Origin of the sequence: Acinetobacter sp. YH12151 (genome assembly GCF_013418355.1) — a bacterium.
GTDB classification, from domain to species: domain Bacteria; phylum Pseudomonadota; class Gammaproteobacteria; order Pseudomonadales; family Moraxellaceae; genus Acinetobacter; species Acinetobacter pseudolwoffii.
Genome location: NZ_VPCG01000022.1, coordinates 42,767 through 55,087, shown reverse-complemented (window position 1 = coordinate 55,087; position 12,321 = coordinate 42,767). Strand labels below are relative to the sequence as shown.

The following is a 12,321-nucleotide window of genomic DNA, read 5'->3' as shown; positions in this document are numbered from 1 at the left end:
AAATGTATATCGTTGGCAGAAGAAATTATTTAGACCAGTTATCAAAAACTTCATTGATGACTTTATTCTCGATAAAAATCATCTGCTACCACAGAGAATCTATAAATAATAGTGCGTAAGTCCTATATATTTAAATAATGCTATTTCACCCTGTTCTAATTTACTCATTTTAAACTCAATAAAAAACCCCACTAATTTATAGCGAGGTTTTGTTTAAACTTCAAGCAATTAAAGCTTAGTGCTGTAACACCGAAATATCAGCGACTTTCGTAAACAAATCACGCAGCTGAGCAAGCATACGTAAACGGTTTGCTTTCAAGTCAGCATCATCAGCCATCACCATTACACCGTCAAAGAACGCATCGACTGGCGCACGAAGTGCAGCTAAAGCTGAAAGTGCAGCAGTGTAGTCTTTGGCAGCAAATAACGGCTCAACCACAGGTGTGATTTTCGCAAGTTCAGCGAACAATGCTTTCTCAGCATCTTCAACCAGGCTTGCTTCAACAATTTCACCTTCAGGTGCAGCTTCTTTTGCAAGAATATTGGCAACACGCTTGTTGGCAGCAGCAAGGGCAGCAGCTTCAGGCAAGGCACGGAAGTGATTGACCGCATTGACACGCTTGTCAAAATCAAGCGGTGATTTAGGCGATAACGCTTGAACTGCTTGAATCACATCAACTGCAACGCCTTGATCTTCGTATTTGGCACGGTAACGACCTTCTAAGAATGCAACAGCATCATTTAAAGTCTTGTCGTGATCTTTCAATACATCGCCATAAGCAGCTAAAGCAAGTTTGATTAGGTCTTCAATTGATACATCAAGCTCGTTTTCCGTCACAAGACGCAAAATACCAATCGCAGAACGACGAAGTGCAAACGGGTCTTTCGAACCTGTAGGCGCTTGACCAATACCGAAAATACCCGTCAAAGTATCTAAACGGTCTGCAAGGGCAATGGTTGTACCTGTCTTAGTCTTAGGTAGAACGTCACCTGCGAATTTAGGTAAATACTGCTCACCTAAAGATTCAGCAACTTCATCATTTTCGCCTTCAAGACGTGCGTAGTATGTCCCCGCGATCCCTTGAAGTTCAGGGAACTCACCCACAAGTTCAGAGGTTAAGTCACATTTTGCCAGAAGGGCCGCTTTTTCAGCGTCTTGAGCATTTGCACCTGTAATTGGCGCTAAAGCAACAGCCAATTTTGCAATACGTTCCGACTTGTTCCAAAGCGTACCCAATTCTGCTTGGAAGACCATATTCGCCAATTTCTCTTTACGCGATGCAAGCGGTTGCTTTTGATCTTGCAAGAAGAAGAATTCAGCATCCGACAAACGTGGACGAACGACTTTCTCGTTACCTTCAATAATTTGTGTCGGGTCTTTCGACTCAATGTTAGACACCGTAATGAAGTACGGTTGCAGTTTATTGTCAGCATTCACTAAACAGAAGTACTTTTGGTTGTCCTGCATGGTGGTGATCAATGCTTCTTGAGGAACAGCAAGGAAGCGTTCTTCGAAGCTTGCACGAAGCGCAACAGGCCATTCAACCAATGCTGTTACTTCGTCACGAAGGTCACTTGGTACAATTGCAATGGCATTGACTTCATCAGCCAACGCTTTCACTTGTTGGTCGATAATGGCTTGACGTTCTTCAAAAGAAGCTACAACGTGCGCTGCTTTTAATTTTGCTAAGTATTCGTCAGCATGCGTTAAAGTAATCGCTTCAGGTGCGTGGAAACGATGACCATAAGTCACGTTAGCTGCTTTGTGATCCTGAATGGTTGCATCAACAATATCGTTGTCTTTCAGCAATACCACCCATTTTACCGGACGTACAAATTCAGTACGGCTCGCCGCAGAACGCATGCGTTTTGCAATTGGCAGGTTGTCCAAGGCATTTTGTAAAATTTGCGGGAGTAAAGCGTCTAGGCTTTGACCTTTCACGTCTTTCAAGTAGCACACTTTTTCAACTTTACCGGCTTGGAAAGTCGATACTTGATCAACCGTGATGCCTTGACCACGCATAAAGCCTTCTAAAGCTTTGGTTGGGTTGCCTTCCGCATCAAAGGCTGCTTGCTTTGCAGGGCCGTCAAAACGCTTTTGCGTATCTGCTTGTGCGCCATCAACGTTTACGATTTTAAGTGCCAAACGACGTGGTGCTGCGTAGGCTTCGATAGAGTCAAAAGCAAGACCCGCATCTTTTAAGCCTTTTACGGTTTCTGCTTGCAATGCATCACGTAATTTTTTAAGGCTTTTCGGTGGAAGTTCTTCACAGCCTAATTCGAACAAAACGGTATGTTTAGACATTATTTGCTCTCCTTAGATTCAACTTTTGCTTCCGCTTCAACTTGTGCTTTTAACTGCGCTAACACTTCATCACGAAGCTCAGGTTCAGCCATCGGGAAGCCTAACTTCGCACGCGCTGCTACATAGCTATTTGCAATGGCACGTGCCAAAGTACGCACACGTAAAATATAACGTTGACGTTCAGTCACCGAAATCGCGCCACGCGCATCTAATAAGTTAAAGCAGTGTGATGCTTTAATCACTTGCTCATAAGCAGGCAATGGCAGTTCAGCTTCGATTAAACGTGTTGCTTCAGCTTCGTAGAAATCGAACAACTCAAACATTTTTTCAACGTTTGCATATTCAAAGTTATAAGTTGACTGCTCAACTTCATTTTGATGGAACACATCGCCATAGGTCACAGTACCGAACTGACCTTTGGTCCAAACTAAATCGTAAACCGAGTCTACACCTTGCAAGTACATGGCAAGACGCTCAAGACCGTAGGTAATTTCGCCTGTTACCGGGTAGCATTCAACACCGCCCACTTGCTGGAAATACGTGAACTGCGTCACTTCCATACCATTGAGCCAGACTTCCCAGCCTAGACCCCAAGCGCCGAGAGTTGGCGATTCCCAGTTGTCTTCGACAAAACGAATATCGTGTACCAGTGGATCAATTCCAATCGCTTTAAGCGAGTCAAGGTAGAGCTGTTGGATGTTGTCCGGGTTTGGCTTCAGTACCACCTGGAATTGGTAATAATGTTGCAGACGGTTCGGGTTTTCGCCATAACGGCCATCTTTCGGACGACGTGACGGCTGAACGTAGGCTGCGTTCCAGGTTTCAGGCCCTAAAGCACGAAGGAAAGTCGCTGTATGGAATGTTCCTGCGCCCATTTCCATGTCGTAAGGCTGTAAAATTACACAGCCTTGCTCCGCCCAGTAAGTTTGTAAGGCAAGAATTAAGCCTTGGAAGGTATCAATATGCGATATGGCGCGACTCATGGTCATCCACTTAAAATTAGAGAAAAATTGTGCTCAATTATAAGGACTTTGCAGGGGAGTGGCAAAGGGTTAATGTGTGGAACCTTTTTTGAAAAAATCCAGAATACCTTTAAACAAGAAGAGTCATCTATGCATCTGTCGTGATTTCAGCTTTACTGGCCGATTGAGGCTAACTTAAAAAATCAAGAATAAATCAGATATATGGCATCCGATTAACCGGAGCATTATAAAGCTCAACTGATCTTATACGATTAGCATCCTAAAATTAGTTTAATATTCACACAATATAATAATGCTTAAAAATAAGGAAATTCATGACCACTTATCAAATTCAATGTCATTTAAAATATAAGGTTGTCCAGACCACAGAATTTGTTTTTCTGATTCAGGCGGCACATCATTCCGATCAAACTATTCTTGAACAACAACTGACATTTAATATGCCTGTCGTATGGCGTGAATTCCAGGATTTAAATCATCAAAATCGTTATATATGTCTGCATGTCCAACCTTGTGATGTCTTTGAAGTGCATTATAACGCGACAGTTGAACGTCATCCGGTGATCAATGCAGATGCGCAGCATAATCTGAATGAAGTGCTGATTCCGGATTTGCCTGATGCGGTGCTGCCTTATTTGCTAGCCAGCCGTTATTGTAATTCGGATTTATTTGCAGAAATGGCCAATCGGTCCTTTGGCTGGATGACGCCGGGTTATGCGCGGGTCAAAGCGATTGAACAATGGATTTATAACAATATATTTTATGTTTCTGGCAGCACGGATCAGTTTAGTACTGCAACAGATGTGCTCATCCATCGGGCGGGCGTCTGTCGTGACTTTGCTCATTTAGGTATTGCGCTGTGTCGTGCTTTAGGCATTCCAGCACGCATGGTGGTCGGTTATGTCGAAATCGAAAAGTTTTTACCCGATTTTCACGCCATTTTTGAAGCTTATTTAGAGGGTGGGTGGGTACTGTTTGATCCGACCCGTTTGGCGCCTGTAGAAAATTTAATTCGGATTGGCACTGGCGTCGATGCCGGAGATGTGGCATTTTCGACCTTCTATGGTGAGGTCGAGCTGATTAAAATCGAGCCGATTATTCGCTCTGAATCAGATGAAAATCCGCTATCAAAGCCTACTGAAATTACTGCAAAATAACATGATTTTAAACAGTTTTATCAGCTTCATTGTAAGTCATAATGTTGTTGGAATATGCAGAAGCATAAAGCCTTAGCTATTCAAAACCATTTTGATGATGAGCAATCATGCCGACATTTTTTTCTAAAAAGTAGGCATACCTGCAGCATTAAAAGATATAAAACAAATATACCTTTAAGGCTGCTTGGTTCTATAATGCGGAAAATCGATAAAAAGTAAATCAGGTAGACTGTGTTTCACTCAAATCTAGACTGGCTCAATACCTTAAAACCAAACTTCAAAGTCCTTCCGCTCAAAGACCGTCTGTTATGCGGCATCGGTGCCCTGATCGGCTTGGCCGTATCTTCATTGCTGAGTTTGTGGATTCTGGGTGATTTTAAGGCCTGGTATATTGCACCGATGGGAGCGTCTTCGGTGTTGCTGTTTGCAGTGCCGGCCAGTCCTCTGGCACAGCCCTGGAATATTATGGTGGGGAATACCATTGCGGCTGTGGTCGGCGTAACCTGCGCATTATTCATGGCCAATCCGACTGAAGCTTTTAGTGTCGCCGTCGCTCTGTCGATTATGCTGATGATGACCACAGATTCCTTGCATCCCCCGAGTGGTGCGGTCGCGATTACTGCGGTCTTGGGCGGAAATGCGGTACATGATCTGGGCTATGCCTTTGTGTTTTATCCGGTGCTCTTAAATTCACTGCTGCTGATGATCATCGCCATTGTATTTAACCGCATGATTGGCAAGAGCTATCCGCAGCAGGCGCAACTGAATACCCGTTCTAAAGATCCAACCCCGACCCAGAAAGTTACCATTCAGCCGCAGGATATTCAGGACGTGCTAGACCAGCAAACAGAATTGCTGGATATCAGTGAATATGACCTGCAAAAGATTATTCTGGAAGCACAGGATATTGCCAATGCGCGGGCGGTGCATGAATTTACTTGTCAGGATATTATGACCAAAGATGTGGTCACGCTGCATGAAAATGACAATATTCATCATGCGCTGGACAAGTTTAAACAGATGAACCTGATGAGCCTGCCCGTGGTCAATGCAGAAGAAAAACTGGTCGGTACTTTGGCCATGTATGACGTGGTGGAATGGTTTAAGCGTGCTTCAGATATTCGCAGCAGTTGGGAAGATCAGGTCAGGCATATTATGAGCTTAAAAGTCGTCACGGTGCAGCCGACCCAGCCGATTCAGGATCTGGTGCCTTATTTTGTTGAACGTTCTTTTAATTATATTCCGGTGGTCAGTCAACAACGGCTGGTGGGAATTATCAGTCGTGCCGATATCATTGCTGCACTGAATCAGGAACTCAATCAACTTAAGATCAAAAGCAGAACTGAATAAGGTGATTTTAGAGAAATTATCTGAGTTTAATATATCTGCTTTGAGCAAGGATTTTTCTTAAAAAGCAGCGATACTTGCCAATAAAAAAGCACGCCAAAACGTGCTTTTTTATTGGACTTGGTTTAGAGGAAGAACCAGTAAATAAACAGTGAAATAATAAAGATACACATAATATTCAGTACAAAACCGACTTTCATCATTTCGCTTTGCTGGATATGACCGGTTCCAAAAACAATCGCATTGGGCGGGGTAGCTACCGGCAGCATAAAGGCACATGAGGCACCAATACCAATGACAATCACCAGAATTTCTTTGGGCATGCCCATCTGATCCGCAATTGCGGCAAATACTGGTACCAGCAGGGCAGCCGAAGCGGTATTACTGGTAAATTCAGTCAGGAAGATAATAAAAGTGGCGACTACAAAAATAATCATCAGCGGGGAGGCATCACCAAAGGCATTGGCCAGAGTTTGCCCCAGTACCAGCGAACTGCCTGAATCCTTCAGAATGGCACTCAAGGTCAGACCACCACCAAATAGGTACAAGACCCCCCAGTCGGTATTTTCTGCAATCTGTTTCCAGCTTGCGGTACCTAGAATTACCACCATACAGGCAGCCGAAATTGCAATCCAGGTATCCGGCTGAGAAATACCAAAAATTTCGGTGAATTTTTTACTGAAAATCCAGGCAATTGCAGTACAGAGAAAGAGGATCATGGTGGCTATACGGGTGCCGGTCCAGGGAATATCTTCGGTCACAAATTGTACTTTGTGATTTAGTTTTGGACGTAGTACCAGATATAAACTGACTAGCATGGCGGGGAGAATAATGAACATCATCGGCAAGCCGATTTTCATCCAGTCGGCAAAATCATAGCCGAGTGCCTTGGCGGCAATGGCATTCGGAGGGGAACCGACCATGGTGCCCAGCCCGCCAATACTGGCCGAATAGGCAATGCCGAGCAGGATAAAGACAAAAGTTTTACGATCCTTGCTGACATCCAGATGTGAAAGCAAGCCTAAGGCCAAAGGCAGCATCATGGCAGCAGTGGCCGTATTGGAAATCCACATGGACAGCAGCGCCGTCACCACAAAAATCGCCAGTACAGAAATACCCAAATGCCCACCAGACATGGAGATAATCCACATGGCAATTTTCCGGTCCAGCTTCTGGATATGCAATGCCGTTGCCAGCGCAAAACCACCAAAAAACAGGAAAATGACAGGATCGGCAAAAGTGGCCAAAGCGGCTTGTGTGGTGATGGGAACCAGTCCCCCGTCAGAGGCCATTGGCATGGCGAGTAACACCGCCATCACTGGAACTAAAAGTGCGGTAATGGTGATATGAATCGCTTCAGTCAGCCAGAGAATACCGATAAAAGCCAGCAGAGCCAGACCCTTATTGGCATTCTGGTCATAGGGCAGATAAAGATAGAGGCTATAGGCCACAATAGCTGCAACAACAATAAGGATCCAGCCTTTGAGCAGCCCTTTAGGCATCGCATTGGTTGGGGTGGCTAGATTGGTCTGAGTCATATGCTCTCCTTGCAAGGTTTTTATTTACGTCATTTTTTTATATCAGCTTTGAATTTGTAATTTTGCTTTGTTTAAAAAATACCCTATTTAAAGATACTATAACCAGATTGTTGCAATAATCCAGCACTTTGCCAGAGGGCATACAGGCCCAAGCCAAAAAGTAAAGCCAGGACAATCCATTTGAAGTGCTGCTGAGATAAACGATGGCGTATTTTGCCTCCGATCCAGACACCAGCAAGGGCGAATAAGCTGATCCCGATCAGAATATGCTGTTGATGGGTTTCCAGTGTGATCAGAATTGGAAATAGTAAAATCAGCTGAATCAGTTTACCGGCAATAAAATTGAGATTACTGATAATAACAATATCTATCTTTGAGAGCTGGCAACTCATCAGATACATCATCAGAAAAGGTGCCATAGCATTGGTCGCACCTCCAATAATGCCGGCCAGTAAACCAAAACAGAGCATGCTGGAAATATGCGGACTAACTTGTAAGGGTCGTGCCCGTAACTGGTCCAAGACATAAAATACAATTACCAGACCCAATAACAGTTTTAAATAAGCCTCATTTAGCCAAAGTAACAGCTTGACCCCGAGTACACTGCCGATCAGGCTACTAAGCATTAATGGCCAATAGCGTTTTATATAATAGCCAATACTATTCAACAGACTATGTGCAGGATCGGCATTCAGCATGATCAGATTCAGCAGCAAACAGGGCAGAATGACAAGGGTAACCGCGATGCTAAGCGGATATGCGCTGGACAGAACAGCCGTACTCATCATGGGAAAGCCAAAGCCGCTTAAACCATGCAGCAGGGCTGCTACGGCACAGAGCCACAGCATCATCCATTCTGCCTGAGTCATCTGACATCCATTTCAAACATTGGAATATTGAATTTATCGCTAATTGAGCTAAAAGATAAAGTAAAAAGCTGTCATACAGCATAGAAATAACAAAAATATAGGCAAAAAAAAGCCACGATAATCTAGGGGAATTATCGTGGCATCAAAATCTCACCCCATTAGACTGGGTGAAGGAGGAAGCACTTCAATACATCTTGCTATAAATTAGGATGCAGATTAATAGCGTTTATCCTGATTGACGGTGCGCACAGGATTTTGATAGTCCTGAACTTGCTGAACCTTGTCCTGTTCAATGCTGTACTGCTTTTTTGGCATGATTAACCACAGAACCAGATAGACCAGAATACCCGGAAATGCAGCACTCATGACCGAAATCACCACAAAGATAAGGCGTAATAAATTTGCGTTCCAACCAAAACGTTCAGCAATACCACCCATCACACCTGCAATCATGTTTGAGCGGTTAGAGCGATATAAACCAACATTGGCCATTAAAATCTCCTGATTAAAAATAGGGTTGAATCCTAAAACAGATCCATACTTCAAAAATGGAGTTGGATCAAATTTTTTAAAGTGCTGATTGCAAATAAATTCGTTAAGTAATGTTAATAAAGATTAAATCCAGCTCTAAGAGCCACTAACATAGTGAAAATTCTATTGAACTCTTGTGTAAAGTTCATTGGCTTGCAATGTGCTCTGTACGTGCTGTGTTTCCTAATTTAGGTATGCTTTAAAATGAAATTGGATGTATCAAGTTGTACATTAAGCAGTTTTTTTAAATTCGGCCTAATGTTGGGGGGGATGGGCATACTACAGGCTTGTGATCGCCATCAAGTCAAGCCTGAGCAGGAGCTTCAGGCAGAATCAGGACAGGAGGGGGTGAAAATTTCCGCTGCGAATGCACAGCCTGATGTCGTGCCGGTGAGTGCAAAATCTTTAACTCAGGTAGCAGGGCAAGCTACCCTTCGGGCAGAAACCGAGTCAAATCTGGCCGTCGTACCAGATTATGCCAAAGATTTTATCGGCCGCTATTATACCGAGATCGACTGTGATGGTAACTTTGCGCCCTGCAATGAGGGTAAGGCAGAATTTATTTTGACCTTAATGCCGGATGGTACGGTGCATCGCAGCATTTTGCAGTATGGCAAAGTGTTTATTGATAATGCCAAAAGTAGCACTGCCAGCAATATCACCTATCGCAAAGACCGTTGGTTTATCAATCCGGAGCGTACCGAGGTGGTGGTGAGTCGTAAAGAAGGGGCGAGCTTTTATTATACGATTAAGGATTCGAACCATCTGGTGATGAATCTGGACAAAATCTATAGTGAAAAGGAAAGAATCAATCGTGAATTATTTGATCGCGGCTATCCTGCACCCTCTAAAGCTTATGAGCTGGTAAAAGACACCACATTTGATATTAGAAAATAATGCGATAAGAAACGGCGCTGCTCTTTTTTTTAGAATTAGATTAAAGAAAACTATTTATAACTGTTTAAAAATCAAAACAAGTTTTGAAGACAAATCAGCCTAAAATCCAAGCGTGAAAATATAATAGCAGCTGATAGAAAGCAAATGAAAATAGTGTAGGGGATGTTTCAGAAGACATTCTAAGTAAAGAATGGTGGGCCGTCCGCGACTCGAACGCGGGACCAATGGATTAAAAGTCCACTGCTCTACCAACTGAGCTAACGGCCCATTCTGGGTAATCAAAATGAATTTGATTGAGATTTCTAAAACTGATGTTTTAGAATGATGGTGGGCCGTCCGCGACTCGAACGCGGGACCAATGGATTAAAAGTCCACTGCTCTACCAACTGAGCTAACGGCCCATCAAGGGATATCAAAGAAATGGTGGGCCGTCCGCGACTCGAACGCGGGACCAATGGATTAAAAGTCCACTGCTCTACCAACTGAGCTAACGGCCCTGAACCGGCATTCAAACTAGGTTTGAATGTATAGTGCAAGTCAAGCTAAATAGCTTAAAGCACCACTTTGTTTGATGGAGCGTATTGTAGCAAGATCTCATTTCAGCGCAAGCAAAAAATAACAAAGTTGCCCATGTTTGATTATAAATAGAACAATTGTGCTTTATCTAAACAAAAAATAGGCAACTTCAGTACTTAGAAGCGATATTGGTAGGCCTGAATGTTGGCAAAAATCTCTGCTGTGAGCTCAGAATAGGCCGTTGCACCTGGTAAGAGAACCAACAGGCGTTCATCGGTTTTATTCGGATCAAATGCTTGCTCTTTCAACCTGTTTTTCTGGTATTTAAAGGTGCCTGTCGTTTCGACTTGCTGCTGGATACGTAAAAACACCGGAACGGCATAAGCAGGCAAGCACTGTTTAAAGGTGCTGACCATCTGTTGCAGGTCTTCTTGATCCAGTTGCATGTCTGGTTTTAAGGTCAGCGCTGCCATCCCGGCACGACCATTGGTATTGGGGATTTCCACGCCATAGACCACGGCTTCAACAATTTTGTCATACTCGGTGAGCATATTTTCGACTTCGGTGGTCGAGACATTTTCACCTTTCCAGCGGAAAGTATCACCTAAGCGGTCGACAAACTGGGCATGACGAAAGCCGATATTACGTACCAGATCGCCCGTATTGAAATAAGCATCACCTTTGCCAAATACATCCTGCATGATCACGGACTTGTTTTTTTCCGGGTCGGTATAACCATCAAAGGGTGAGCGACGGGTAATTTTACCAATCAGTAAACCTGTTTCACCTTTTTTCACCCGTTTGCAGTGACCCTTGTTATCCCGAACCGGTTCATTTTTATCTTTATCAAAGGCAATAATGGCATAGGGTGTCGGGGAGAAACCGACGGTATTGTCAAAATTGAAAATATTGCTAAAACCGACATTGCCTTCACTGGACGCATACAATTCCAGCACTTCCTGAATCCCAAAACGGGATTTGAACTTGTCCCAGATATTCGGGCGCATGCCATTTCCAATCATTCGGGTGACCCGATGGTCTTTTTCCAGTTCAGAGGGAGGGGCATCCATCAGATAGCGGCACAACTCACCGACATAGCCAATCGCAGAGGCATCAAATTTCTTTACATCTTTCCAGAAGGAGGAGGTCGAGAATTTACGTCGAATCGCAAGCGTTCCTGCACCTGCAATCACGCCACACCAGCACACCACCATGCCTGTGGCATGATAAAGCGGCAGGGTGCAGTACATCACATCATCTTTCTTCAGGTTTAGCACATGGCCATAGGTGCCATAAGCCAGCGTCCAGCGCCCGTTGGTAAAGATGACTGCCTTAGGCAGGCCGGTGGTGCCCGACGTATAAATGTAGAACAGCCCATCTTTACCTTGCACCGAATGGGTGGTCGGTGGATTGAATTTCGGGGAGAGATCGATTTTTTCAGCCAGATTGATAAAGCCTGCAGGCGCCTGACCCGGATCGGCTTGAGTATTTTGGTCGGCAAACCAATGCAGGCGATCACTGCTAATATTGAGGTCATCGCGAATCTCGTTGACCGCGTTCCGGCACTCTTCACCGACAATCACCGCAATTGGTTTGACCAGGTTGATACTGTGGGTCAGCACCTTACCCACTTGCGAGGTATTGACCAGTGCCGTGGTGACACCAAGTTTGGCCAGACCGAGTACGCTGGCAATCAGTTCAGGGCGGTTCTCGACCATCAGCGCCACGACATCACCTTTTTTGGCACCCAAGGAAAGATAAAAATGTGCAATCTGGTTGGCCCAGGCATTAAGAGCGGTATAACTATAGCTTTGATCTTCGAAACGCAAAGCGATACCTTCCGGATTACGCTGTGAAGCTTTTTCAAAAGCCAGACCCAGACCGGCCGGTGTATTCGGAGTACGTAAATAAGCTTGTCTTAGCCCAGTCAGCAAATTAGGCACTTTGATTAAGAAGGCCGGGATTTTGGCAGCGACATCTGCAATACCAATAAGATCGTGCGGTTTCATTTGGGTCATGAGAATCCTATTTGTTTTTCGTATCCGATAGGTTTAATTTATATACAGTAGACAAGCTATCCATCTTTTAACGTTAAAAAGCTAGTGCAATCTACCTATTTTGACCAAATCTAGCAAAAAAAACCTAGTCATCGAAATGACTAGGTTTTTTTATGTGACT

9 protein-coding genes, 3 tRNA genes and 1 pseudogene are annotated in these 12,321 nt (G+C 44.1%); 4 read left to right on the top strand and 9 right to left on the bottom strand.

The window, feature by feature from the left end; translation table 11 throughout:
• Positions 1–109 (top strand): annotated as a pseudogene (locus FTU82_RS09745) (IS701 family transposase); the annotation flags it as partial.
• Between the two features lie 126 nt (positions 110–235).
• Here the strand turns inward: FTU82_RS09745 and glyS are convergent.
• Positions 236–2,305: a glycine--tRNA ligase subunit beta gene (gene glyS / locus FTU82_RS09740; protein WP_180101299.1), complete on the bottom strand. Its 2,070-nt coding sequence runs from the start codon at positions 2,303–2,305 to the stop codon at positions 236–238.
• On the bottom strand, positions 2,305–3,288 hold the full coding sequence (gene glyQ, locus FTU82_RS09735) for a glycine--tRNA ligase subunit alpha (RefSeq protein ID WP_005095400.1): 984 nt from the start codon (positions 3,286–3,288) through the stop codon (positions 2,305–2,307). The genes glyS and glyQ overlap by 1 nt, the downstream gene beginning before the upstream one ends.
• 314 nt (positions 3,289–3,602) lie before the next feature.
• Here glyQ and FTU82_RS09730 point away from each other — a divergent pair, with 314 nt between their 5' ends.
• Positions 3,603–4,445 (top strand): transglutaminase family protein, encoded by an 843-nt coding sequence (locus FTU82_RS09730; protein ID WP_180101298.1) that lies wholly within the window; start codon positions 3,603–3,605, stop codon positions 4,443–4,445.
• A 231-nt stretch (positions 4,446–4,676) separates the two neighbouring features.
• On the top strand, positions 4,677–5,795 hold the full coding sequence (locus FTU82_RS09725) for an HPP family protein (RefSeq protein ID WP_180049812.1): 1,119 nt from the start codon (positions 4,677–4,679) through the stop codon (positions 5,793–5,795).
• A gap of 122 nt (positions 5,796–5,917) precedes the next feature.
• On the opposite strand, the gene FTU82_RS09720 is transcribed toward FTU82_RS09725, so the two are convergent.
• The 3 genes from FTU82_RS09720 to FTU82_RS09710 all read right to left on the bottom strand — a co-directional run bounded on the left by FTU82_RS09720 (position 5,918) and on the right by FTU82_RS09710 (position 8,691).
• Positions 5,918–7,330: a DASS family sodium-coupled anion symporter gene (locus FTU82_RS09720; RefSeq protein ID WP_005172903.1), complete on the bottom strand. Its 1,413-nt coding sequence runs from the start codon at positions 7,328–7,330 to the stop codon at positions 5,918–5,920.
• A gap of 83 nt (positions 7,331–7,413) precedes the next feature.
• On the bottom strand, positions 7,414–8,199 hold the full coding sequence (locus FTU82_RS09715; RefSeq protein ID WP_100329294.1) for a sulfite exporter TauE/SafE family protein: 786 nt from the start codon (positions 8,197–8,199) through the stop codon (positions 7,414–7,416).
• A gap of 216 nt (positions 8,200–8,415) precedes the next feature.
• Positions 8,416–8,691 carry a PspC domain-containing protein gene (locus tag FTU82_RS09710; RefSeq protein ID WP_005172901.1) on the bottom strand — a complete coding sequence of 92 codons (276 nt, stop codon included), beginning with the start codon at positions 8,689–8,691 and terminating at the stop codon, positions 8,416–8,418.
• A 243-nt stretch (positions 8,692–8,934) separates the two neighbouring features.
• On the opposite strand from FTU82_RS09710, the gene FTU82_RS09705 reads away from it, so the two are divergent.
• Positions 8,935–9,627 carry a hypothetical protein gene (locus FTU82_RS09705; protein ID WP_005172899.1) on the top strand — a complete coding sequence of 231 codons (693 nt, stop codon included), beginning with the start codon at positions 8,935–8,937 and terminating at the stop codon, positions 9,625–9,627.
• 191 nt (positions 9,628–9,818) lie between these two features.
• Here the strand turns inward: FTU82_RS09705 and FTU82_RS09700 are convergent.
• The 4 genes from FTU82_RS09700 to FTU82_RS09685 all read right to left on the bottom strand — a co-directional run bounded on the left by FTU82_RS09700 (position 9,819) and on the right by FTU82_RS09685 (position 12,161).
• Positions 9,819–9,894 (bottom strand) — tRNA-Lys (locus tag FTU82_RS09700).
• A 58-nt stretch (positions 9,895–9,952) separates the two neighbouring features.
• Positions 9,953–10,028: transfer RNA gene (locus FTU82_RS09695), tRNA-Lys, on the bottom strand.
• A gap of 20 nt (positions 10,029–10,048) precedes the next feature.
• Positions 10,049–10,124, bottom strand: a tRNA-Lys gene (locus FTU82_RS09690).
• 195 nt (positions 10,125–10,319) lie between these two features.
• Positions 10,320–12,161: a long-chain-acyl-CoA synthetase gene (locus FTU82_RS09685; protein WP_005172895.1), complete on the bottom strand. Its 1,842-nt coding sequence runs from the start codon at positions 12,159–12,161 to the stop codon at positions 10,320–10,322.
• Between the last annotated feature and the right edge of the window lie 160 nt (positions 12,162–12,321).